General features: G+C 37.4%; 20 protein-coding genes. 16 read left to right on the top strand and 4 right to left on the bottom strand.

Features of this window, described 5'->3' with window-relative positions:
• Positions 1–75: 75 nt before the first annotated feature.
• Positions 76–1,545 carry an alpha-L-fucosidase gene (locus BM141_RS09135; protein WP_245764031.1) on the bottom strand — a complete coding sequence of 490 codons (1,470 nt, stop codon included), beginning with the start codon at positions 1,543–1,545 and terminating at the stop codon, positions 76–78.
• 281 nt (positions 1,546–1,826) lie between these two features.
• Here BM141_RS09135 and BM141_RS09130 point away from each other — a divergent pair, with 281 nt between their 5' ends.
• From BM141_RS09130 to BM141_RS09120, 3 genes are all read left to right on the top strand, one after another.
• Positions 1,827–2,957 carry an XdhC family protein gene (locus tag BM141_RS09130; protein WP_091544280.1) on the top strand — a complete coding sequence of 377 codons (1,131 nt, stop codon included), beginning with the start codon at positions 1,827–1,829 and terminating at the stop codon, positions 2,955–2,957.
• 23 nt (positions 2,958–2,980) lie between these two features.
• Positions 2,981–4,357, top strand: coding sequence for a sulfatase (locus BM141_RS09125; protein WP_245764030.1), 1,377 nt, complete (start codon positions 2,981–2,983; stop codon positions 4,355–4,357).
• A gap of 72 nt (positions 4,358–4,429) precedes the next feature.
• Positions 4,430–6,076 carry a M1 family metallopeptidase gene (locus tag BM141_RS09120; RefSeq protein ID WP_091544273.1) on the top strand — a complete coding sequence of 549 codons (1,647 nt, stop codon included), beginning with the start codon at positions 4,430–4,432 and terminating at the stop codon, positions 6,074–6,076.
• 2 nt (positions 6,077–6,078) lie between these two features.
• Here BM141_RS09120 and BM141_RS09115 read toward each other — a convergent pair whose 3' ends face one another.
• Both BM141_RS09115 and BM141_RS09110 read right to left on the bottom strand, forming a co-directional pair.
• Positions 6,079–6,615: a hypothetical protein gene (locus tag BM141_RS09115; RefSeq protein WP_091544270.1), complete on the bottom strand. Its 537-nt coding sequence runs from the start codon at positions 6,613–6,615 to the stop codon at positions 6,079–6,081.
• A 126-nt stretch (positions 6,616–6,741) separates the two neighbouring features.
• The gene (locus BM141_RS09110; protein WP_091544269.1) at positions 6,742–7,695 is read right to left on the bottom strand and encodes an L-threonylcarbamoyladenylate synthase; all 954 of its coding nucleotides are present in this window, start codon (positions 7,693–7,695) and stop codon (positions 6,742–6,744) included.
• A gap of 156 nt (positions 7,696–7,851) precedes the next feature.
• On the opposite strand from BM141_RS09110, the gene BM141_RS09105 reads away from it, so the two are divergent.
• The 5 genes from BM141_RS09105 to BM141_RS09085 all read left to right on the top strand — a co-directional run bounded on the left by BM141_RS09105 (position 7,852) and on the right by BM141_RS09085 (position 14,097).
• On the top strand, positions 7,852–9,525 hold the full coding sequence (locus tag BM141_RS09105; RefSeq protein ID WP_091544266.1) for a glycoside hydrolase: 1,674 nt from the start codon (positions 7,852–7,854) through the stop codon (positions 9,523–9,525).
• Between the two features lie 102 nt (positions 9,526–9,627).
• Positions 9,628–9,960: a YtxH domain-containing protein gene (locus BM141_RS09100; protein ID WP_091544264.1), complete on the top strand. Its 333-nt coding sequence runs from the start codon at positions 9,628–9,630 to the stop codon at positions 9,958–9,960.
• A gap of 232 nt (positions 9,961–10,192) precedes the next feature.
• Entirely contained in the window at positions 10,193–11,194 is a 1,002-nt protein-coding gene (gap, locus tag BM141_RS09095; RefSeq protein ID WP_091544262.1) for a type I glyceraldehyde-3-phosphate dehydrogenase, read from the top strand.
• A 201-nt stretch (positions 11,195–11,395) separates the two neighbouring features.
• Positions 11,396–12,724 (top strand): tetratricopeptide repeat protein, encoded by a 1,329-nt coding sequence (locus tag BM141_RS09090; protein WP_143090864.1) that lies wholly within the window; start codon positions 11,396–11,398, stop codon positions 12,722–12,724.
• Between the two features lie 26 nt (positions 12,725–12,750).
• Positions 12,751–14,097, top strand: a complete 1,347-nt coding sequence (locus BM141_RS09085; RefSeq protein ID WP_091544257.1) for an MATE family efflux transporter — start codon at positions 12,751–12,753, stop codon at positions 14,095–14,097.
• A 60-nt stretch (positions 14,098–14,157) separates the two neighbouring features.
• Here the strand turns inward: BM141_RS09085 and porN are convergent, their stop codons facing one another.
• Positions 14,158–15,042: a type IX secretion system ring subunit PorN/GldN gene (porN, locus tag BM141_RS09080; RefSeq protein ID WP_091544254.1), complete on the bottom strand. Its 885-nt coding sequence runs from the start codon at positions 15,040–15,042 to the stop codon at positions 14,158–14,160.
• Between the two features lie 932 nt (positions 15,043–15,974).
• On the opposite strand from porN, the gene BM141_RS09075 reads away from it, so the two are divergent.
• The 8 genes from BM141_RS09075 to BM141_RS09040 all read left to right on the top strand — a co-directional run bounded on the left by BM141_RS09075 (position 15,975) and on the right by BM141_RS09040 (position 23,452).
• Positions 15,975–17,411 (top strand): TolC family protein, encoded by a 1,437-nt coding sequence (locus BM141_RS09075; protein ID WP_221407656.1) that lies wholly within the window; start codon positions 15,975–15,977, stop codon positions 17,409–17,411.
• 82 nt (positions 17,412–17,493) lie between these two features.
• Entirely contained in the window at positions 17,494–18,903 is a 1,410-nt protein-coding gene (locus BM141_RS09070; RefSeq protein ID WP_245764029.1) for an efflux RND transporter periplasmic adaptor subunit, read from the top strand.
• 53 nt (positions 18,904–18,956) lie between these two features.
• Positions 18,957–19,544, top strand: coding sequence for a Uma2 family endonuclease (locus BM141_RS09065; protein WP_091544249.1), 588 nt, complete (start codon positions 18,957–18,959; stop codon positions 19,542–19,544).
• A 40-nt stretch (positions 19,545–19,584) separates the two neighbouring features.
• Entirely contained in the window at positions 19,585–20,259 is a 675-nt protein-coding gene (locus BM141_RS09060) for an FKBP-type peptidyl-prolyl cis-trans isomerase (RefSeq protein WP_221407655.1), read from the top strand.
• A 126-nt stretch (positions 20,260–20,385) separates the two neighbouring features.
• The gene (locus BM141_RS09055) at positions 20,386–21,498 is read left to right on the top strand and encodes an SPOR domain-containing protein (RefSeq protein ID WP_143090863.1); all 1,113 of its coding nucleotides are present in this window, start codon (positions 20,386–20,388) and stop codon (positions 21,496–21,498) included.
• A gap of 14 nt (positions 21,499–21,512) precedes the next feature.
• Complete coding sequence (locus tag BM141_RS09050) at positions 21,513–22,031, top strand: shikimate kinase (RefSeq protein ID WP_091544243.1); 519 nt, start codon at positions 21,513–21,515, stop codon at positions 22,029–22,031.
• A gap of 212 nt (positions 22,032–22,243) precedes the next feature.
• Positions 22,244–22,831: a YceI family protein gene (locus tag BM141_RS09045; protein WP_091544240.1), complete on the top strand. Its 588-nt coding sequence runs from the start codon at positions 22,244–22,246 to the stop codon at positions 22,829–22,831.
• 168 nt (positions 22,832–22,999) lie between these two features.
• Positions 23,000–23,452, top strand: coding sequence for a MarR family winged helix-turn-helix transcriptional regulator (locus tag BM141_RS09040; RefSeq protein WP_091544236.1), 453 nt, complete (start codon positions 23,000–23,002; stop codon positions 23,450–23,452).
• The last annotated feature ends 95 nt before the right edge of the window (positions 23,453–23,547 follow it).

Genomic DNA, 23,547 nt, shown 5'->3' with positions numbered 1-23,547 from the left:
CAAGTGCTAATTGATTATTACTCAGCCTTCGTCATGTTATCACTTTGATGAAGGCTGAGTATTTTCAAGTTAGCTCTACTGCTTTTCAGTTCCTTCTATTTTAAAAGTATAGGCATACTTGCAAGGTCTTTTGGCTTCGGCTTGCAAATCTTTAGGAATTTCTATGGTCAAGCCTTTTGTAGCATCATACGTCCATTTCAAAGGTGTGTCCACTCCTAACATCTTTATTTCTGAGCCTTCTTTGGGCGTGATATTTTTAAGGTTGAGTTGGTTGCCTACCCATTTCAAAGAAATAGCATAAACATACTGCCCGTCTGCACTTTGGGTATATCGGATAGTTTCTCCTTCTTTAAAATTATTCAAACTTTTCGTAGCATAAATCGCTTCTCCATTGACTTGCAACCACTTACCCATCTCAGCAAGGCGTTCTACACTTGGCTTTGGAATCTCTCCTTCTGCTGTTGGACCCACATTGAGCAAGTAATTTCCTCCTTTGGCAGCAATATCAGCCAAGTTATGCACCAACATCTCAGCAGATTTCCAGTTATTATCATCTTTTCTGTATCCCCAAGTATCGTTCATTGTCATACAAGATTCCCAAGGCAATCCATTGGATTTCCCAGAAAGGATTTCCTGCTCAGGAGTACCAAAATCTCCTGCGGCATCTTCGTATTCATTCATTCCTTGCATACCTTTTCTGCCCTTGCCTACTCTGTTGTTGATGATGATAGTAGGCTTTAAGTTCCTTACAAAATTGTATAACTCCTTGCCTTGTGGCTCAGTCCACTCTGGTATCCATTCCCCATCAAACCAAAGCACTGCGGGGTCGTATTTTTCTACTAACTCTTTCAACTGAGGTTTCATGTACTGTTCTACATACCTGTTAAAATTAGGATTTTGCTTTTTATCTGTGTTATACTCTGGATAGTGAGGGGCTTGTGCGTCAGGGTGGTGCCAGTCCATGATAGAGTGATAAAAACACAGAGTAACTCCTTGTGCTTTGCACTCGTCAGCTAAGGCTTGCAAAATATCTTTCTTATAAGGCGAAGCGTCCATAACGTCATAATTGCTCACTTGAGAATCCCACAGCGAAAATCCGTCATGGTGCTTAGAAGTAATGACAATGTACTTCATGCCTGCTTCTTTGGCGATGCGTACCCACTCCTTAGCATCGTATTTTGTAGGGTTAAACTGTTTGGCGTATTCTTCGTACTCTGCCACAGGAATTTGCAAGGAGTTCATAATCCACTCCCCGATTTTCCCTTTTTCTAATACCTTGCCTTTATGCTCGCCTGCGGGAATGGCATACAAGCCCCAGTGGATAAACATTCCAAAACGGGCATCTTTCCACCACTGCATGCGGGCTTCTCTCTCCTCCTTAGTTTCCTCTTTGATGTAATCTTTCATACTCGTTTGTGTAGTACTTAGGCTATCTTGCTTCTGTTCTGCTTGCTGAGTAGATGAGCCACTACAAGCAGAGAATAAAGTTGTGAAAACGATAGCGTAAATCGCTAAAGTTAAATTTTTTAATAATAAGTTTCTCATTTTCATAAATTTAATGTTGTCTAAAGATAAGATGAATAATTGTTTGGCTTTCTTTTTCCTCTAAATCTCCTTAATTTTACTTTAAAAGAAGTAAAAATTTCCTTTTTTTAATCATATAATTTGGAATTTAAAAATGATGTAATATGTTTATGTGATGAAATTTCTCTATTTTTGCCTACAAGCATATCTACTTAGGGATTAAGCAACCTACCTACATTTGCATTTGAAAAGTTATATTATACACCTGATTATTTATCATTACAATACCTTAACCCTTACTTATGAAAGAGTTAGAAAAAATAGTAGCAACTTACGACCAAATTAATTTTAGCGAACGAAAAGCAGCATTAGCAACAGTAGTTAGTGTACAAGGTTCTTCTTATAGGCGAGCAGGAGCGCGTATGATAATGACAGATGACGGACAGTGGACAGGGGCAATTAGTGGAGGGTGCTTAGAAGGCGATGCGCTGAGGCAAGCAAGGAAAATTATTGCTGAGGGAAAACCCAAGCTGGTGCGTTATGATACCACAGACGACCAATCCGCCACCAGTTTAGGGGTAGGTTTGGGGTGTAATGGCATCATAGATGTACTTATAGAACCTGTCAATCAAGAAGATAACTTGCACCACATTCATATCTTAAAATCTTTTTTGGGAAAACCTCGCACAGAGCAGGAAACCGAACTCATCGCTACCGTATATGCTTCGGAAACTGCTGAGGTAGAAATCGGCGAAAGGCTATTCCAACGAGCAGATAAGCAAACCCTTAATTTTATTCGCAATAAAGAACTTGCAGATAAAATTTTGCGAGTCGCTCCACAAGTTATGTCAGAAGGCAAATCTCAAAGCATGAGTTTTTCCCTCTCTGACAAGAAAAGTGTGGAAGTATTCTTAGAAGTACTAAAACCTGCTATCCATTTGATAATATTCGGACCTGGTTACGATTCTATTCCTTTGGTCAAATTAGCCCACGAAGTAGGCTGGTACGTAACTTTAGTAGATGACCGAACTGCCAATTTACAGCCCGAACGCTTCCCCAATGCCAACCAAATGCTTGAGATTCCAAGAGAAGAAGTTGGACAAAAGCTTAGTTTTGGAGAATTAACGGCGGCTATACTCATTTCTCATAGCTATAAATTTGACTTAGCTATCTTAAAACAACTTATCCACCAACCTATATCTTATATCGGAATGTTAGGACCTCGCAAGCGATTTGACAAAATGTTGGCGGAGATAGGGAACATGACTGAGGAACAGATAAGCAAAGTTCACAATCCTATTGGTCTGGATATTGGGGCAGAAACCCCAGAAGAGATAGCCTTAGCAATTTTAGCAGAAATCCAAGCCCATTTTGCTAAGCGCGAGGGAGGCTTTTTGAAAAAAAGAATAGGCACAATCCATGAAAGAAACTGAAAGACATAACTAAATCTATGGCAATGAAAAACTTATACTGTTTCCTTCTGCTATGCTTTACCATTCATTTGCAAGCCCAAAGCCAAAATCAAAAGTCCAAACCCAATATCGTTTTCATTATGGCAGACGATTTGGGCTACATGGATTTGGGCTGTTACGGCAATCCTTATAACGAAACTCCTCACATTGATTCCCTCGCCAAAGGAGGCATGAGGTTTACGCAAGCCTATGCCTCAAGCCCTGTCTGCTCGCCTTCACGCGCCGCCATCCTCACAGGCAAGCACCCTGCTCGCTTGCAACTCACCAACTTTCTGGTGGGTGAGCGTACCGATTCACTTTCGCCTATTTTGCCTGCCCAATGGCAAAAGTTTCTCCCTTCTTCAGAAATTACTTTAGCAGAGAGATTGAAAAACTTAGGCTATCAGACAGCTATGATAGGTAAGTGGCATTTGGGCGGTGGAGATTCTCTTGCCCCTTGGGGGCAGGGTTTTGACTATACCCGCATGATAGGCAGAAATGGATTGGACTATTACAATTACTCAATTTACGAAGATAGCTATAAAAATGAGTTTAAAGACGATGGCTCAACATACCTCACTGATAAACTCACTGATTATAGCATAGATTTTATCCAAAAACAAGAGAAAAATAAGCCTTTTTTCCTGTTTTTGTCTTACTCTGCTCCCCACGTACTGCTCGTTCCAAGAGGCGACAAACTAAGAAAATACTTTTTCAAATATGAAAAATACAGCGGCAAATACAATCCCAATTATGCCGCTATGATAGAAAGCATGGACGATGGCGTGGGGAAAATAATAGCACAGCTGAAAAAACAAAACCTCTTGGAAAATACGCTTATCGTTTTCACTTCGGATAACGGAGGCGTAGGACTTCCTGAACTGGGGCCTATCCCTACGGATTCGCACCCATTTAGGAAATGGAAAGGACATCTGTACGAAGGAGGGATTAGAGTACCTACTATCTTTTTTTGGCAAGGACAAATCGCCCCGCAACAAATTTGTAATCAGTATTTTACCAATACAGACTACCTACCTACTTTTTTAGAATTATTAGGAGAAAAACACCAAGTCAGCCCTGATGCCAAAAGTTTTGCGCCTGTATTAAAAAATCCTAACTTAGACATACAAAGAGAAGCTATTTTTTGGCATTATCCTCATTTTAGCAATCAAATGGGAAGACCAGCAGGGGCAGTACGTATGGGAGATTGGAAATTGGTAGAAAACTATGAAAATAATCGCTTAGAACTTTTTAACTTAGCAGAGGACATACAAGAAGCAAGAGATTTGTCATTAGACAATCCAAAGAAAACCAAAGAGCTACATCAAATATTGATAAATTGGAGAAAAGAAGTCCATGCCAATATGCCTATAAAAAAATGAGGTAGCTCTATTTTCCAAATCAAATAAATTGAGTTCTCTATTAGCATTTATAGATTAATAATCTCAATACACATGCGTTACTATCTACTTTTTGCAGTATTTTCTTTTCTTAGTCAATCCTTATTTGCCCAAGAAAACCCTTTATCCTTTACTCATCAGGATTCCTTGCGAGGTACGCTATTTCCTGAGAGAGCCTGCTACGATGTAACTTTTTATGACTTGAACCTAAAAATTCACCCTGAAAGTCAAACTATCAAGGGTTATAATGAAATTCACTACAAAGCATCACAAGACTTTCAAGTATTGCAGATAGACTTGTTTGAAAACTTGCAGATTGACCGCATCTTACAAGGCTCTAATCTATTGAAATTCAAAAGAGAAGGAAATGCCACTTTTGTTTATTTTCCTGAAAAACAAAAGCAAGGCTCTACTAATAGCATCAAAGTTTACTATCAAGGCAAGCCACAAATAGCCCGAAGACCGCCTTGGGAAGGTGGACTTACTTGGACAAAAGACAAAGAAGGAAATGACTGGATAGCAGTGAGTTGTGAGGGTTTAGGTGCAAGCGTTTGGTTTCCTAACAAAGACCATCTCTCTGATGAGCCTGATAGCATAAGACTTTACTTTGAAGTTCCCAAAGGGCTGATGTGTGTAGCTAATGGCAATCTAATCAGTCAAAAAGCAGTCAATAATCTTTATGATAGCTACGAGTGGAAGGTCAGCTACCCAATCAACAATTATAATATCACTTTTGTTGTAGGCAAATTGGCTCATTTTCAAGATACTTACGAAAGCAAAGACAAAGAAAAATTAGCCTTGGACTACTATGTTTTGGCATATAACTTAGAAAAAGCAAAAACACATTTTCAGCAGGTAAAGAAAATGTTGGCTTGCTATGAGGAAAAATTTGGCAAGTATCCTTTCTGGAAAGACGGCTATGCCTTAGTAGAAACTCCTTTTTGGGGCATGGAACACCAAGGGGCAATCGCCTATGGCAACAACTACATCAACAATGAGTTAGGCTTTGATTTTATCATAGTTCATGAAAGTGGACATGAATACTTCGGCAACAGCATCAGCGTAGGCGACCATGCAGAAATGTGGATTCACGAAGGATTTACCACCTACTCCGATGCTCTTTTTGTAGAATGCCTGACAGGAAGTTACGACCAATACGTAGCCTACTTAAAAAAATTCAAAGACAAAATCCAAAACTTAGACCCTGTACTTGCTCCTTTAGGTGTTAATTATAGGTATTGGAGAGGTTCGGATATGTACTACAAAGGGGCATGGATGTTGCACACTCTCAGGAGTTTACTTGCCAATGATGCCCTTTGGTTCAAGACCTTGTACGATTTTCACCAAACGTTCAAACTGTCTATTGTAAACTCAGAACAGGTAATTGACTTTTTCTGTGCCAAATTAGGTAAGCAGTACAGACCTATTCTCAACCAATATTTGAAATATGCCAAGCCACCTATTTTGAAAATTTACAAAAGGCAAAAGGGTAAAAGACTTGAGCTGCACTATAAGTTAGAAGCCCAAGAGCCTAATTTTGAGTTACCTATTAGACTAAAAATCAGTGATAGTAAAGAGAAACTACCCTCTCTCAAGCCCCAAAAAGACTGGCAAAAAATCAAGTTAAAGTTGAATAAAAATCAAAGTGTGGACTTCGAGCAAGATTTGTACTATTTCTTGATAGAGGATACAAGTACGTAGTTTTACTTCTCCTCTTCTGCATCAAAGCCGAAGCCAAACTCATCGTCAAGGGCAAATTCCTTGCACAAGTTTTCTAATGAATTAACAAATTCAAGTGGCTTTTCAGTAGCAATGAAGAAATCCTCAAGGTACAAAATTAGCTCGTCTTCCTCATCTATATATTCCTCAAAATCATATTCATATGCAAAGTTATCACAAAGTTGCTCTAACTTTTCTATAAACGCCTGCTGTTTATCGGTACGAATGTAAAACTCGTAAATTTCAAAAAAGTCTTTTGCTTCTATTTCCTCAAACTCTACAGGCTGGTCAGAGGGTACGGCAAATTGATTGATGAGGTTTTTTAAGTCTTTGTTGAACGCACTCTCCCTGTCAGTATGGATATAAAAATTACTGATAACAAGCGAAGCCTCGTCCTGCTCGTCTGTATAAGCCTCAAAATCAAAGTCCTCTTCTGAAGCATATTGCTGACAAAGATGGGCTAATTCTTGGACAAAACTTTGCTGTTTTCCTGTGCGAATAGTAAAATCTGGAATTTCCATGTTAGTATGTATTCAAAAATGAAAGCCCAAAATTAATGAAAATATTTAGAACGCTGATAAATCTCCTAATTAGTTCCCAATTTTTATGAGTAGTTCCCAATTCTTAAATAATCCTCATAGCCTCATCTAACTTTTAGCCGCCGCTCTCCTGAGCCTGTCGTTAATGGCTCTGCCCAAGTCCTGTTCAGGTAGCAGGTCTGCCAAAATAACCTCAATGTCCATCTGGTCAAGGGTACGCATCGCTGCAAATAGATTTTTTGCTGCTTCTCCAAAATCTCCCTTTTCTGAAAGAATAAACTGTTGATTGGTAGGTATTCCGTCAAAATATTTTTTAAAAGATAAAATGCCTATTTTTTCCTCTGCATACTCTGGAATAAGTTTACCTATTTCTCCCAAAATCAGAGGAATACGAGGCGCATAGTGGCTTTTAAGCATTCCAGGTGCTTGCGGATTAGAAGAAGAATGGGCTTTGACTTCTACTTTCCCTATGACTTTCTCTATGGCTTCTATACTGATGCCTCCTTTTCTATATACGATTGCCTGCTCCTGCTCAAAGCCTACGATAGTAGATTCTAACCCTAACTGACAGCTACCTCCGTCCAAAATATAGGAAATTTTACCGCCTAACTGTGCTTCTACGTGCTGTGCAGTAGTTGGGCTGATGTATCCAAAGGGATTAGCACTTGGAGCGGCGAGTGGGAAATCTAACCTACTTAATACTTCTAAGGTCAAAGCATGGTTAGGGATTCGGATAGCTACCAAAGGTGAGCCACTGGTTACTAAATCGGGAATGATATTTTTTTTGGGTAAAAGTAAGGTCAATGCGCCTGCCCAAAAATGTTTTGCCAAAATATGGGCTTTCTCTGGCATGCCCAACACAAAATCATGTACTTTCTCAATAGTATTGGTATGTACAATCAATGGGTCAAAAGTAGGGCGATTTTTTACTTTAAAAATTTGAGTAACTGCGTTTTCGTCAAGCGCATTTCCTGCCAGACCATATACAGTTTCGGTGGGGATACCTACTAACTGCCCCTCTTTCAATAGTTTAATAGCCAAATCTATGTCCTTGCCTATCATTTTTCAAAAATTAAGATGCAAAAATACAGTTTCATCTTGTAAATGTAAAACTGCCTCCTAAGTATCTAAGAAAAGGTACTTTGAAAATTTTGGTTAATTTTTGATTAAAAAAAGGTATTTTCTCTTTCTTGACATATAAAACTATGTAGTAAATTTATGAAAAGAAACAGCATTATTTTATTTTTGTTGGCTTTGCTTGCCCAATTAGTGGCTTGTCAAAAGAAAACTACGCCCAACCGTCCACCTGAAGGCGTAAAGCTACAAGCTAAATTACTGAAAATTAACCCTTTTACTTATGAGTTCTCAGTAACTGCCTTAGATGCGGACTTAGATGTATTGACTTACGAGTGGGATTTTGGCGAAGGAACAAAAAGAAAAGGCAATGATAGAGAGGTTTTTTCCTTTGCGGATAATCAAGATTTAGTAATCAAAGTATTCGTCAGTGATAATAAAGCCCAACCTGTAGAGGCTCGTATTGGTATCAGTACAAAAATAGGAGAAGTAGCCCTTGACTACACTAAAAAATTTCAAAAGATAGAAGGTTTTGGAGGTTTTGGAGCGCAAGATGTCTATTGGTCAGGCGGACCTTATACAAGTCCACGATTTGTAAATGATGTTATGAATGACTTAGGTATCACTATCTTGCGAGAAAATTTCGTCCCAGACATTGAGATAGAAAATGACAATAACAACCCTAAAGTCATTGATTTTTCTAAACTCAATTTAGACAAAAAAGTCAATGAAGGTCATGCCACTTTCAATGAAAGGCTACCTCATTATAAGGCTATGAAAGCGGCAGGCATCAATAAGTTGATAGTTTCTGTATGGACACCTCCTTCATGGATGAAGTGGAATAACCACTTTGGCAACGGCACCAGAGACCAAACCTCCGCTCCACCCTACACCACCAACCCTAACAGCCAAACCAATCAGCTCAAAGTAGAAAACTATGAGGAGTTTGCAGAAGCCTGTGTAGCTTATATTAGATTGCTCAAGATGCACGCAGACTTAGATGTGTACGCATTCAGTATCCAAAATGAACCTCGTTTTTCCCAGTTCTATGGTTCTTGCGTTTACAATGGAGCGGCACTTCGCGATTTGCTCAAAGTAGTAGGGAAGCGTTTTAGAGAAGAAAAACTCGATGTCAAGCTATTTGTTCCCGAAGATGTAGGCTGGTTTGATGGTATTCAAAGTTTGGTTCTACCGATTATCAACGACCCAGAAGCACGCCAATACGTGGACATAATAGCAGTACACGGCTATGCTTTTGACGGTATTACGGCTGCCTCTTTAGATGCCCAAACTTGGCAAAGAATGTATAACTGGGGTGCGCCTTATAAAATCCCTCTTTGGATGACAGAAACTTCTGGTTTCCAGCCCAACATAAGTGGAGCAATGAAGTTGGCTGTAGGCATGTACACTGCACTTCGCTTTGGCAATATAGAAGCATGGGTGTTTTGGACATTAAGTTCAGGAAAACTGGACGAGTATTGTCTGATGACTGCAAGTGGAGAAAAGGGCAAAACCTATTACGCTTCTAAAAACTTTTATCGCTACATTAGACCTAATGCAGTAAGAGTAGAAGCAGAAAGCCCTGATAATGATATACTTCCTTTAGCCTTTGAAAATAATGGTGTAACAACTGTTGTTTTGGTTAATAAAGGAACTACCGACAAAACGATGAGAATAAAAGGCAACAATTTACCTGCTCAGTTCAAGCAATTCAGGACTTCTGAAAGCGATAATTGTAAAGAAATAAGCACAATTAGAAACAATGAAGCCTTTATCTTGCCTGCTAATAGTGTTACCACTTTGTATTCAGGAAGTTAAAAAGTTTAAATTATTATAGGGTATCTTTTCATAAGATAAGATTATTTATTAGCTTTGTGCAGAGAGTTAGTTGAATTTTTTAACCCTTAAAATATATTTATTATGAAAAGGTCAGAATTGTTGTTTTTATTAGCAGGTTTATCTCTCGGTGCTTTAGCAGGGATTTTATTTGCCCCAGACAAAGGAGAAGTTACCAGAGAAAGAATAAGTAAAAAAGCAGGAGATTTGAAGCATGAGTTTGAGGAGAAATCCGCCGAGCTAAGAAAAGAGTTGGCGAAGAGAACTTCTGAGCTAAAAGCCGAGTTGAAAAAGGATTTAGAAGAACAAATAGAACTCAGCAAAAGTAAAATTCAGAAATTTACTGAATCAGTAACTGCGCCTATCAAAGAAAAATTGAAAGATAAAAATGCCAATACAGAAGCTAAGGAGGCATAAGAAAAAGTAACATAGAAAAAAGACTGTCTGAAATTAGGGCAGTCTTTTTTTATTCTTACAAACTGATGAATGGAGATAATTACAAAAAAATAGCAAAAAGAAAACACCATTTGCTTTGCAAATCAGCTATGATTTTTAATTTTGTGAATGAAAAATGTTGTTTAATTACTAATTCAAAAGTTATTAATTACATACATAGTTCGTGAACTTATAACTTATAACTCTCAAAAAGATGGCAAAAATTAAAGTAGCGATTAATGGTTTTGGTCGCATAGGTCGCTTGACATTCAGAGCATTAATCAACAATCCTAATATTGAGGTAGTCGCAGTGAACGACTTGACTGATGCTCCTACTCTGGCACACTTACTGAAGTATGATTCTGTTCATAAAAAATTTAATGGTACAGTAAGCGTAGAAGGAGATAACTTGGTAGTGAATGGTCAAAAAATCAAAGTGTTAGCAGAAAAAGACCCCGCCAAATTGCCTTGGGCAGATCATAAGATTGACGTAGTATTAGAGTCCACTGGTAGATTTGTAGATAGCGAGGGAGCAGGAAAGCACTTGACTGCTGGGGCAAGAAAAGTAATTATCTCCGCTCCTGCCAAAGGCGACAATATCAAAACTGTAGTATTAGGTGTAAATGACAATGCCATTACAGCCAACGATACTATTATTTCCAATGCCTCTTGTACTACCAACTGCCTTGCTCCTATGGCAAAGGCTTTGGACGATGCTTTTGGCATAGAAAAAGGATATATTACAACTATTCACGCCTACACCCAAGACCAAAACCTACAAGACGGTCCTCACAAAGACCTTCGCAGAGCCAGAGCGGCGGCTTACTCTATCGTACCTACTTCTACTGGTGCAGCAAAAGCAGTAGGTTTGGTACTACCTCACTTAAAAGGTAAATTGGACGGTTCTGCTATGCGCGTACCTATTCCTGACGGTTCTTTGACCGACTTGACTGTAATTTTGAAAACAGAGGCTACACCTGCACAGATTAATGAAGCAGTAAAAAAGGCAGCAGAAACTTCTCTGAAAGGGATTTTGGAATATACAGAGGATGAAATCGTTTCTATCGACATTGTAGGCAATCCACATTCTTGTATTTTTGACGCTAAATTGACTACTGCCAACGGGACTATGGCAAAAGTAGTAGGCTGGTACGACAATGAAATGGGATATTCTACTCGTACTGCCGAACTCATTGCCAAAGTAGGTGCCATGTAGTTTTGATTAGGTATTATAAATCAATAAATTTTTCATAGCTTACGAGAGCGTGCTATTCTTGGCTAACTTTCGTAAGTTTTTATTTTTAAAAAATTTATAGGCTTTTCTTTTAGAGAAATTGGCATTATTTTTATCAAATTTGATAGATGAATTACTCTTTTCCAATTTTATTTACCCTGAAAACCTAAACAGTATAACTCTATGAAGCTCACAAAGAACATCATCGCTCTATTTTTCTCATTGTTATTATTTTCTTTTTTTGCACAAGCCCAAACCAAAGAATACGAAGCAGGGAGAAAAGCATACCTATCCCAAAACTACAAAGAAGCCATTACACAAATGGGTAAAGTGCTATCAAAAAATCCTTCTCACATCATGGCTCGCTACTATCGCAGCCTTTCTTACGCTGCTATGAGCCTGCACAGCGAAGCCTTGGCTGACTTAGACGAAGCCCTTAAAATAATGACAAGAAATGCTGATTTCTACTACCAAAGAGCCTTAATCCACAAAGCAAAGAATAACAAAGAGCAAGCTATCAGCGACTTGAGTAGTGCTATCATCTTAGACGACAAGCAAGCAGACTACTTTTTAGAACGTGCCGAGCTTTACTTGAGTTTAGAGCAGTACGGCGAGGCTTCCTTAGATTTTGCTCGTGCCAAAATGCTCAAGCCCGAAGATGCAGAATTAGCAAGTAAGTTTAAACTTGCCTTTAATCAAGCATCTTCGGAAGAGAGAGAGGAATTGGCTCAGGTAGCAGGACTTTCTGCCTCAGGTATTGGGGATAAACCAACAGCAAGCAACATTCCCGACGACAATAATACTATTGCAGAGCGTAAAAATATCACAGAACGCAAATTTAAAAGCATAGAAGAAGGAAAAGCCTACTACAACTCGCTAAGAATCAAACAAGGTTTTGCCGCAGGTAAGAAAAATATGCTTTTAGGTCTGCTAAGGGTAAAAGTTTTGCAAGATGTCTTTGGAGAAAACCCTTTTGCCGAAGAGATAGAAAACATGAAGTACTACATCGATACAGAAACTTGGTTAGGGGCAGAGGGCAAAAAGTACTATTTTGACTTGACAAGTGATAGCAAATACTGGTTTTCTAACGGCATACAACGCAAAAATATCTATTATTTTTACAAGGCAATGCGTTATAAGAACAGTGAAAAATATCGCCTACAAGTTTTTGCTGTAGTCAATAACGAATCCAACTTGGTAATGAGTGGGGAAGTAAAAATCAAGGAGGACAGCCTACAACGCACTATCATCGTTCCTCATGCTCAGAATAAGGGGTACATGTGGGCTACCTCGTCTTCTAATTTTTTAGAAGCAAAAGTAGATTTAGTAAGTAATCAAATGATTTTCAATGCAGTAGGAAATATGAGTAGTTTTGAGGACAGCAATCACGGCTTGAGTCAAGAGCAGTATGCCCAACTGATTACTCCTGCAAACGAGCTATTGAGGTCCAATATCAAAGCTACATTGAATTATCTGATACTCCAATATCCGAAAGCCTTTGCAAAGCCGTAGTATTTATACACCTTTAATTACTCAAAATGTTTACCCAAGCGTATTTTTCGCATTACAGACAAACTATTCATTTAGCACTTCCTATCATTGCAGGACAGCTTTCTCAAATTTTGATTAGCTTAGCTGACAATACCATGGTTGGCAACTTTGATAGCCAATCTCTGGCAGCATCTGCTTTAGCAAATGCTATTTTCTGGAGTATTTTTATTGTAGGCATAGGCATTACCTTAGGGCTTACTCCGCCTGTAGCGGCATCTTCTGCCACAGGCGACATCAAGACTTGTCAGCGATATTTTAAACATGGCATAGTTTTGTATAGTAGCATAGGCTTTTTTATCTTTTTATTCATTGTTGCCATTTCCTTTTTCTTAGATAGTTTAGGACAACAACTCGAAGTAGCTACTTTGGCGCGTCCTTACCTCCAAATATTGGGAGGTTCTGCGTTTTTTGTGCTTATCTTTCAGTCAATCAAACAATTTATGCACGGCATCTCTCATACCAAAGAACCCATGTACATAGAATTTGGAGAAGCAGGACTTAACATTTTGCTGAACTACACTTTTATTTTTGGTAATTTTGGTTTTCCTGCCTTAGGGTTGCTTGGAGCAGGTATAGCCACTATCCTCGCTCGTATGCTGGGCTGTATTGCCTTAGTCATTTTATTTGTAAGCTCCTCGCATTTTGCCAAGTACAGAGAAGGTTTTGAGTGGAAAGTTTTTGCTTTCAAAGATTTTAAATACCTCATTAAGTTAGGTGTACCTATTGGACTTTCTATGCTTTTTGAAACAAGTGCCTTTGCTATGTCCAATGTAATGATGGGTTGGATAGGAGCAGATGAATTAGCAGCCCATCAGATTGCTCTTAACGTAGCTTCTACCACTTTCTTAGTAGCTATGGGCATCAGTTCAGCTACTGCGGTGCGTACTGCTAATCAATTAGGACTAAAAAATGTAGGAGAACTCCGCATGGCGGGCAAAGCAGGTATGCTCATCAATCTTGTTTTTATGGCGAGTTGTGTACTTATTATTTCTATTTTTCACAACGTTATTCCTATGCTCTATGTCAAAGAAGTAGAAGTACAAAAGATTGCAAGCATTTTGCTAATCGTAGCGGCACTGTTCCAACTTTCTGATGGCTTACAAGTAGCTTGTATGGGCGCATTAAGAGGAATTACAGATGTAAAAATTCCTACTTTTATTACTCTTTTTGCCTATTGGGGTATAGGAATTCCCTTAGGTTATGTACTTGGATTTGTGTTAGATATAGGAGCGGTAGGTATCTGGATTAGCTTGTTTATTGCTCTAACTGTTGCGGCGATTTTACTAACTCTCAGGTTTTTAGACAAAAGTAAGAGAATAATTCAAGTAGCGTAAAATCATTTACCAAAAGAAAAGACCAAACTCGTGAGTTTGGTCTTTTCTTTTAATTATATTTTAATATTCCCAAAATTCTGTTTCGAAATCTACTAATTGATGCTCTAACTGCATAGAAGCCACAATCGCTGATTTGTCCGCTCCATAAATATCTTGAATCATTGCATCATCAGGGTTAGAGTACTTAATCATGTGTGCGGCATACAAGGTCAAATCAAAGGCTTCTGATAAGTTACGATGCTCACGCGGGTTGTTAGCGTCATTGTACCAAATAGCACTATCATTGTCTTTGAACACATTTTCTACTAATTCTTTATAAGAAAAAGAAGCAATAGATTGGTCTATGCCTTTCGCTGTATTTGCTTCCGCAGGAAGAATCAAAGTAATCGCTTGAATATCTCTGTACCACCTTGAACGCTTTTTATCAAAAATCAAATCTATTCTAATTTCTAAAATATTGAGTTGATGCGGGAAATATCTATTGCTTGCTGCTACAGTAGATTCAGTACTTTCACTTTCAGCACCGCCAGTATCATCTCCCCAACCTGAATCCCCCCAGCCCGTATCATCTGCTCCAAAACCCATAGCTTTTTCTTCTTCGGTAAGCCCCTCATCAGATCCGGGAATAGTTAAGTTCTCTACAAAGTTCTCATAACTCATACGATTAATCAAAGAATCGTTCTCGAAGGGTCTAAGGATACCAGCATCCACGGCTTCGATAATTACTTTAGTAATCTCATTATTTCTTGCAAAGAAAGGCTTATTTTGCTTTTCTCTGCAATCCATGCGCACCCATACAGTTCTTTTCCAGAGTTGGTCATGCTCGTGAATAGGACGTAAGGAATTAATATTGTAGCCAAACTCATCTCTTTCCTGAGCAACCGCTAAGCCAAGAGAGCCTAAAAAAACTGCGAAGAGCAAGCATATTTTCTGCATATTTTTCATAGAAGCGTATAATTTTAATTTATTTGATACAAAACAAAATTTGTTGGTCTTTAATTTACTGAAACAGTGTATGTTTTTGATTTTATAACTAATTTATTAAAAAGTAAATGCAAATTAAAAAAATTATTTTTAAAAAGTAACTTTTTAAAACATAAAAAGCAATTTCTGTACCGTACAAGCAAATTTTTACCCTTATTAAGATTAAATCTTATCATTTCTATATGTACGAAAGTGATAAATCCGTGTACATTTTCGGACAACTTATCTTAGCTATAAAAAATAAAATACTGACAAACAATTACTTACACAAATGGTATAAAAGTTGAAAACATTAAAATAAGTTAATAAATAAAAAACGTAGGTACAGGCAGAATTTAAGTAAGTTGTATAGGGTAGAGAGATAGAAAAAGAAAACCGCCCAGCAAAGTCAGGCGGCTTTAACTCATCTATTGCAAACCAAATCAATTTAGCTTAACTATTTATAACTATTTTGTATCTCGCTAATGATAGAACAAATTTAAACCTTGATTTTTAAAAATTCAAATATTTTTCAATTTTTTTGTTATTTTTTTAACTTAAAAACCTCAAATATATATTTTTTTTAAATTTATAGGTCTTTTTTTGATGCTATTATAGATATATATAATGTTTAATAATTCTGCCAAAGCTATGCGTAAGGTATCAGATTGGGGGATTAGCTTTGGCTATTTTCAAAATTCAAAGCCTGTATAGCTAAGTTTTTAGCATTTTCAAAACTTATTTACTATTCTAAACAACTTTTTGTCTTTAATTGCATCTATATTGGCAGGAACAGCAAAAATGTCATAAATCAACAGTTTAACTTAAAAATGTATAAATTAAATTTTTTTATAGAGAAACAAAGAATAACTTTATCTACTATGTATAATAATTTGTCTTTCAAAACATTAGGCATGAGAAAAACTACTTTTCTTGCCACTTTTTTTATTTTCATTTGGGGAATTTCTCCACTATTGGCTCAGCAAAAATGGGACTTGCAAAAGTGCTTGGATTATGCCTCAGGGAATAACGTTCAATTGAAAATAGCAGGATTACCGCAAGAAGCTAATCAAGCCAATCTGCTCCAATCACAAATGCAACTACTCCCTAACTTAAACTTAGGTGGTGGACAAGGCTGGCAATTTGGTCGTAACATCGACCCTTTTACCAACCTATTTACCAATGACCCTGTGCGTACTAACAACTTCTTTTTGAGTACCAATGTTACTATATTCAACGGCTTTCGCCAAATGAATGCTATTAAGCAAAACAGGTCTATTTTAGAGGCAAGTCGGTATGATTACGAGCAGACTCGAAACGATATATTTCTAAATGTAGTCAATGCGTACATACAAATTATATTTAATCAGGAACTACTCCAAGTTGCACGTTTACAGTTACAAAACACACAAGAACAGTTAGATAGAACCCTCAAGCAAATAGAAGCAGGCGCAGCCGCAGAAGTCGCCAAATACGACTTGCTTTCTCAAAGAGCTAATAACGAACTGCAAATTACCACTGCCGAGAATAACTTGGCTTTTGCCTATTTGCGCTTAAAGCAACTACTCCAAATTCCTTTAGAACAGCCTTTTGAAGTAGTCATACCTGAGATTCCCGAGCCTGACGAGTCAGGATTAGTACAAACCGTACAAAGCATCTGGGAAGTTGCGGAAACAAGTCAGCCCAATATCAAAAGTGCAGACCTAAATATCAAGGTTGCTGAACTCGGGGTGGACCTTGCCAAAGGGAACGCCTATCCTTCTATTACTGCCAACGCCCAAGTACTTTCTGGTTACTCCAGCCAAGGGGTGATAAGAAGTGTTATTGATAGAGGCACTACTACCCAAGTCATTGGTTTTCTGACAGATGACTTTACAAAAACGGTTTCTACTTTTGTCCAAGATAGGACTGTCAATATAGAGCGCAATCCTTGGGGAAGCCAAGTAGATGAAAATTTACGCCAAACTATTGGTATCAATCTAAATATTCCCATTTTTAACCGTTGGCAAGTAAGAAATGGCATTGCCAACGCCAAAATTCAGTTAGAACGCAATAAGTTACAGGCTTTAAATATCCGAAATCAAGTACGTCAAACCATAGAACAAGCCTATAACGATGCCAAAGCGGCAAGTAGGACTTATGCCTCTAATAAAGTAAGAGTAAATGCACTAACAGAAACTTTCAAAGTCCAAGAGCAAAGATTTTTAGTAGGGGCAGGAAACTCTTTTGACTTTGCCATAGCAAGAAATAACTTAAACATTGCTCAGTCGGACTTAATCAGGTCTAAGTACGAATTTGTTTTTAGAATGAAAATTTTGGACTTCTATGCAGGCAGAGAACTAAAATTCTAACCTAATAATTGAATTACATAAAAGTATAAAACTTTTCAAGAAGTTTTATACTTTTGCATTTTAACACCAAATACCAAAAATCATGGCTGAGAATCAACAAACCATTGGTTTAGAAACTCGTAAAATAGTGAAAAAAAAGAAAAGTAATAAAACGCTTTACATCGTAGGCGGTGTATTATTAGCCTTAATTGTTTTTGCAGTTATTGCAAGAAAGGCAGGTTGGGTAGGAGGCGAAAAACCTACAGAAGTACTTTTGAGCAAGGTACAAAAAGCAGAAATTGTAGAAAAAGTAAGTGCGTCTGGAAAAATACAACCTGTTACAGAGATAAAAATCTCTCCCCAAGTATCAGGTGAGGTCATAGAACTTCTGATAGGAGAAGGGGATTCGGTAAGAATAGGAGAATTATTGGCTAAAATTAAGCCAGACTTTTTGAAATCTGCCTTAGACCGAAGCAGTGCCAACCTCAATAGCCAGCGCGCCCAATTGGAGCAGGTAAAAGCACGCTTTGAGCAGTCCAAAGCCCAATACGTGCGAGCCAAAGCAGACTATGACCGACAAGAAAAACTTTTTGAGCAAAAAGCCATTTCCAAAGCAGAAATGGACTTAGCCACTGCCAACCTGAACGCCGCAAAAGCAGACTTAGATGCGGCTACTAAAAATATAGAAGCGGCACGTTTTGGCGTACAAGGTGCAGAAGCCTCTGTAAAAGAAGCAAGTGAAAATCTAAGTTTTACCAGCATCTACGCCCCTATGGGAGGTACTATCTCTAAGCTAAACATAGAAAAAGGCGAAAGAGTAGTAGGAACAGCACAAATGGCAGGAACAGAAATGATGAGAATTGCCGACCTTAGCCGTATGGAAGTAAGAGTAGATGTCAATGAAAACGACATAGTGAGAGTAAGCACAGGCGATACTGCTATTGTAGAAGTAGATGCTTACCCTGATAAAAAATTTAAAGGCATCGTTACCCTAATAGGCAACAGTGCTAAGCAAGAAGTAGGTGCATCGACTGATGCTATTACAGAGTTTGAAGTAAGGATTCTTATGCTTAGCGAGTCCTACAAAGAATTAATTACGCCTGCAAGAAGATACCCTTTCCGTCCCGGAATGACTGCTAACGTAGAAATTATTACAGAACGCAAAAGTGGTATTATTACCGTGCCTCTTGCCGCAGTTACTACACGCACAGGCATGGATTTAGGCAAGGCGGAAAATGAAAGCCAAACTACAAATACAAATAATGTTGAATCAGACAAACCTAAATCTAAAGAGCAGCCCAAAGAAGTCGTATTTGTGCATAATAACGGCACAGTAAAACTTGTAGAGGTAAAAACAGGCATTAGCGATTTTGATAATATAGAGATTTTATCAGGTCTTAAAGAAGGCGATGAGGTAGTGTCGGGTCCTTTCCTTGCCATTTCTAAGTTGCTCAAAGATGGGGATAAAGTGGTAAAAATGAAGGATAAAAAGAGCGAAGAGGTAAAAAAATAAAGATAAACTCGTAAATTTTTATTAAATTTACATAGCAAAACAAAGTTTTATCTATGGCAGAAGTACAAGAAAAATCGAAGATGTTTGCTTTTTTCCAGCCTAAAATCCAAAAAGTACGAAAAGTAAGTTTGGAAAAATTCCTTCAAATGGAATTTAAACCCAATGGCTTTAAGTACGAGTGGAATAATGGCAAAATAGAAAAGAGAAAAAAAATGAAAGCAGAAGAAAGATTTATCATAGATAACATATTGACTAAGTTTAACCTTACCTCAAGCTATGCTCAGGGGAACAGAATCATGCCCGAGGCTGATATTCTATTAGCTTCGGTAAGCACCTATCGCCGTCCTGATGCGGTTTACCTTACAAAGGCACAAATTCGCGAAAGGAAAGCATTTAGTGAAGCACCTGCTTTTGTTATAGAACTGCTCTCTGAGAGCAATTCCTCTTTGGAAATGGATAGGAAATTAGAAGAATACTTCCATGGCGGCATCAAGGTAGTATGGTTTATTTCCCCAGAGGTGAAAAAAGTCTATGTCTATACTTCTCCTAAAAACGTGCAGATTTGTACCGACGATGACCTATGTACTGCTCCTAATGTCATTGAAGATTTTGGTATTCGTGTAAATGAAATTTTTGAGTAAATAAGAAGTATCTGATTTTTAAACTATAAAAAATTACATTATGAAATATATTTTTACTTTGTTTTTAGGAATGATTCTTAGCTATATCGCAGTTGGGCAATGTGATAACTGTGCCAAAGTAGCCAATGCAAAAATAGATTACTGCTACACTAACCCTATGTTCCCCAACCAATGCGCCCAGTTCATCGACAAAGCTACATTTTTTTACATCCAACGTGCTGGCAAAACAATAAAAGTCAATCTTGCAAGCGAAAAAGATTTAAAGTACTTAGCAAGTTTAGCCATAGACAAAGTACTCAAACCCACTGCCGTAGAAATACTTTTTATTCAAGAAGCACTCAAAGGTTGGGCAGACGCAGAGCGTAAATTAGGTTTTACATTTACAGAAACAGGTTTAGGCATCAAGATTTTAAAAGAAGGCACAGGCAACTTACCCGAGATAGGCAAAAGAGTGCTGGTACATTATACAGGCTTTTTAGAAAATGGGCAAAAGTTTGACAGCTCCGTAGATAGAGGACAGCCCTTCTCCTTCTTGCTTGGACAGCAACAGGTTATCAAAGGCTGGGACGAGGGAATAGCCAAAATAAAAATTGGAACTAAAGCAATATTAAAGATTCCTGCGTCTTTGGGCTATGGAAGCAGAGGAGCTGGCAACGGTCTAATACCTCCTGATGCCACTTTATATTTTGAAGTAGAACTGCTTGGGGTGCAGTAAATTTTAAAAAGCTATTATTTTTAATTTTTCTGCCCGATTTTTGTAAGTTTTGTAAGCATTAAAAAATTTTTATTAGATTTGTATATTTCAAAGTATGCACTATTGGAAGGTAAAAAAATACGCTGTATGAAAATCCTATATACCCTATTTTTGTCTATCATATTTGCCAATGCGCTTCATGCCCAGTTTGGTAAAGACCCTAACAAGTATTCTTTTGGCAAACTTACTCAAGAGAGAGTAAGCAAAAGCAAGCAACTTACCGCAGCTGGCGTAAAAGAGTCCAAAGATACTACATTTACTAACTATAATAACGGTAGCGTACCTATGCGTCTGTTTTTTGTCAATGCTAAAAGCAAAGATGCAAGCAGCACTACGGGAATCTACCTCAACAATCAACGCTTTTCTTTTTACTGCGATGTAGAGAAAGCTTTTAGGCAAAGTACAAGTAACTTTCTCGATATATACGAGTTTTCTTACTTAGGTAGAAAGTACTTATGCTTGGTAAGTTTGAGAGATGACTGCATAGACAAAAGTTGCGATTTCAAGTGTTACAATCTTTTTGACATCAGTAATCCTAAGCGTATCGAGCAAGTGGCATTCTCAAGTGTACACAACGGCGTAGATACCTTCGGCGATTTCAACTTTGATGGCATCATGGATTTTGTTAGGGCTGTTCCCCAAGACCCTGATAATCGTACCAAAGGAGCAGTCAAAGTCGAGGGAAATACCTTCACAGTTACCGCATACACAGTAGGTTTAGGTAGTTGCGTCCAGCTTAAAAATAGAAAAGGACAAGCACATTATATTTTTGCCCAAGGCGACAAAGAAGCCAATGAATTTGAGGTCATTCAACAAGACTGGCTTATCCCTCTAAAAAATAAAGTAGGCGAAGAAGTAGAAAAGGTAGAATCCAAAGAACCTATTATCCCTTTTGACCCAAAAGAGTCTGTACTTTATAACATGAAAGGAGAAAAAGTAGATAAAAGTAATTGGGGCTTAGAAATTTTCAAATTTGCTGACTTAGAGGGGGCATTAAAGTTTTGCGAAGAATTACGCTCTCGCAAATTTGAGGAAGTATATCTCATGCCCGACCAATATAACAAAAGAATTTATTATTACGTCTATGTAGGTAACTACTATGACAAAGCCGAGGGAACAAACGACCAAACACGTTTGAAAAAAATAGGTTTAAACAGTTCATTTAGAGATTTTAAAGCGCGTTATTCAACCTCTGACTAAGGCAACAGAGAGTAATGTTTCCTGAACGAATTTACTTACTTGGAATGCCCGGAAGTGGCAAAAGCACCCTTTCCAAACAATTAGCAAAGGAAATTAATTATCATTTTCTTGACTTAGACGAATGGATAGTTCAACATGAAAGAAATTCCATTAGTGAGATTTTTGCCATCAAAGGGGAAGAGTATTTCAGAGAAATAGAGAGAAAGGCACTGCTTCATTCTTTGACCTTGCAAAAAATAGTTATTGCAACAGGTGGAGGAACGCCATGCTTTTTTGATAATATGCAAATCATTAAGAATAATGGTTTTTCTATATTTTTAGACGTTCCTCTCGAAGTCCTCGCCCAACGTGTAAGCAAAGAAGTCAATACAAGACCTCTATTAAATACAGAGAATAAAGAGGTGATAGACCAACTTACAGAAAAATATAACCATCGCCTTCCATTTTACAGACAAGCAGAACTGACGATTACTGGTGCCAATCTATCTGTTCAGGATATTTTACAGTGGCTTACTTACATGGACAAAATATAAATATGCGGACAATAAAATTTGAAATTTTTTTTCTGATAAATGTTGAAACTTTAAATGTTTTCACATACCTTTGTAGCTGAATTCACAGTATAAGATAAATGAACCTTTGTGAGAGCAAAATATTTCACGAAGGTTTTATTTAAACTTAAATAACTGTTATAACATATTTTGTTTAAACTTTTAATGCAAGTAATTTTAAATAATTAAAAACAATGAAAAAAGCAATTTTATTTTTAGCAGTAGTAATTGGATTAAACTGGAGTGCTTTGGCACAGACTACCAATTGGAGCTTAGACGCTTCGCACTCTTCTGTAGAGTTTACTGTAACTCACTTAGTTATCTCTGAGGTTACAGGAAAGTTCAAAAAATTTGATGTTTCTGTCCAAGCGGACAAAGCTGATTTTACTGATGCCAAGATTTCTTTTACAGCTGATGTAAATAGCATAGACACGGATAATGAGAACAGAGATAAACATTTGAAAGGCGATGATTTTTTCAATGCTGAGAAATTTCCTCAAATCAAATTCGTAGGAAAATCTTTTAAAAAGATTACTGACAAAAAATACGAACTTGTAGGCGACCTTACTATCAGAGATGTAACAAAGACGGTTACTCTAAATGTAAATTATGGCGGTACAGTGGTCGACCCATGGAAAAACACCAAAGCAGGTTTTAAAATCACAGGTACTATCAATCGCAAGGATTATGGCTTGAAATGGAACGCCGTCACAGAAGCAGGTGGAGCAGTGGTAAGTGATGAAGTAGAACTTAGTGTAAAACTTGAATTAGCTAAGAAATAGTACTCCGTCCAACATACTTGAGAGTAAGAAAAAGAGATTTTCTGAATCTAAAAGATTTGGCAAATCTCTTTTTTCATTAATTGTTATAACTTTAAATGAAAATTTACTATATTGCTAAGAAAATTAGTATTATTACTAAGACTCATCGTTCATTAAAATATCGATTTTATGAAAATAGAAGAGGCGATTCAAGGGAGATTTCGCAATGATAAACACAAACTTGGAGTAAATTTGATTTACACGGCCAACTGGTATATGGACAAGTTGGATAGTATTTTCAAGTCTGAGGAAATTACTCATCAGCAGTTTAATATTCTTAGAATTTTGAGAGGTGCCTATCCAAAGCCCGTAACTATCAAATATATTAGAGAAAGAATGTTGGACAAAATGTCTGATGTTTCTCGGATTGTGGAGAAGTTAAGGGAAAAAGGCTATCTGTGCAGACAGGAATGTCCTAATGATAGACGCAATGTGGATATTACCATTACAGAAAAAGGATTAGCAGAGTTAAAAAAAATAGATAGCTTGATAGAACCTTTAGAATCCATTTTCGATATATTTTCTCCCTTAGAAATCACGATGTTCAATGAACTACTTGATAAACTGAGAAGTAGCCATTAATTAATTTAAGCAAATTTTGTAAAAAAGACAACCTGCAAAACATTTAATTTGGTATGTGTGTTTTATTTTAAATCAAATATTGTTGAACTTTTTAA

The organism is Thermoflexibacter ruber (genome assembly GCF_900113045.1).
Classification (GTDB): domain Bacteria; phylum Bacteroidota; class Bacteroidia; order Cytophagales; family Thermoflexibacteraceae; genus Thermoflexibacter; species Thermoflexibacter ruber.
This window is presented reverse-complemented; position numbering and strand designations above follow the sequence as displayed.

Excerpts from the sequence above, each read along its gene's own strand:
- BM141_RS09135 (WP_245764031.1), bottom strand. The coding sequence starts at position 1,545 with ATGAGAAACTTATTATTAAAAAATTTAACTTTAGCGATTTACGCTATC.
- BM141_RS09130 (WP_091544280.1), top strand. The coding sequence starts at position 1,827 with ATGAAAGAGTTAGAAAAAATAGTAGCAACTTACGACCAAATTAATTTT.
- BM141_RS09125 (WP_245764030.1), top strand. The coding sequence starts at position 2,981 with ATGAAAAACTTATACTGTTTCCTTCTGCTATGCTTTACCATTCATTTG.
- BM141_RS09120 (WP_091544273.1), top strand. The coding sequence starts at position 4,430 with ATGCGTTACTATCTACTTTTTGCAGTATTTTCTTTTCTTAGTCAATCC.
- BM141_RS09115 (WP_091544270.1), bottom strand. The coding sequence starts at position 6,615 with ATGGAAATTCCAGATTTTACTATTCGCACAGGAAAACAGCAAAGTTTT.
- BM141_RS09110 (WP_091544269.1), bottom strand. The coding sequence starts at position 7,695 with ATGATAGGCAAGGACATAGATTTGGCTATTAAACTATTGAAAGAGGGG.
- BM141_RS09105 (WP_091544266.1), top strand. The coding sequence starts at position 7,852 with ATGAAAAGAAACAGCATTATTTTATTTTTGTTGGCTTTGCTTGCCCAA.
- BM141_RS09100 (WP_091544264.1), top strand. The coding sequence starts at position 9,628 with ATGAAAAGGTCAGAATTGTTGTTTTTATTAGCAGGTTTATCTCTCGGT.
- gap (WP_091544262.1), top strand. The coding sequence starts at position 10,193 with ATGGCAAAAATTAAAGTAGCGATTAATGGTTTTGGTCGCATAGGTCGC.
- BM141_RS09090 (WP_143090864.1), top strand. The coding sequence starts at position 11,396 with ATGAAGCTCACAAAGAACATCATCGCTCTATTTTTCTCATTGTTATTA.
- BM141_RS09085 (WP_091544257.1), top strand. The coding sequence starts at position 12,751 with ATGTTTACCCAAGCGTATTTTTCGCATTACAGACAAACTATTCATTTA.
- porN (WP_091544254.1), bottom strand. The coding sequence starts at position 15,042 with ATGAAAAATATGCAGAAAATATGCTTGCTCTTCGCAGTTTTTTTAGGC.
- BM141_RS09075 (WP_221407656.1), top strand. The coding sequence starts at position 15,975 with ATGAGAAAAACTACTTTTCTTGCCACTTTTTTTATTTTCATTTGGGGA.
- BM141_RS09070 (WP_245764029.1), top strand. The coding sequence starts at position 17,494 with ATGGCTGAGAATCAACAAACCATTGGTTTAGAAACTCGTAAAATAGTG.
- BM141_RS09065 (WP_091544249.1), top strand. The coding sequence starts at position 18,957 with ATGGCAGAAGTACAAGAAAAATCGAAGATGTTTGCTTTTTTCCAGCCT.
- BM141_RS09060 (WP_221407655.1), top strand. The coding sequence starts at position 19,585 with ATGAAATATATTTTTACTTTGTTTTTAGGAATGATTCTTAGCTATATC.
- BM141_RS09055 (WP_143090863.1), top strand. The coding sequence starts at position 20,386 with ATGAAAATCCTATATACCCTATTTTTGTCTATCATATTTGCCAATGCG.
- BM141_RS09050 (WP_091544243.1), top strand. The coding sequence starts at position 21,513 with ATGTTTCCTGAACGAATTTACTTACTTGGAATGCCCGGAAGTGGCAAA.
- BM141_RS09045 (WP_091544240.1), top strand. The coding sequence starts at position 22,244 with ATGAAAAAAGCAATTTTATTTTTAGCAGTAGTAATTGGATTAAACTGG.
- BM141_RS09040 (WP_091544236.1), top strand. The coding sequence starts at position 23,000 with ATGAAAATAGAAGAGGCGATTCAAGGGAGATTTCGCAATGATAAACAC.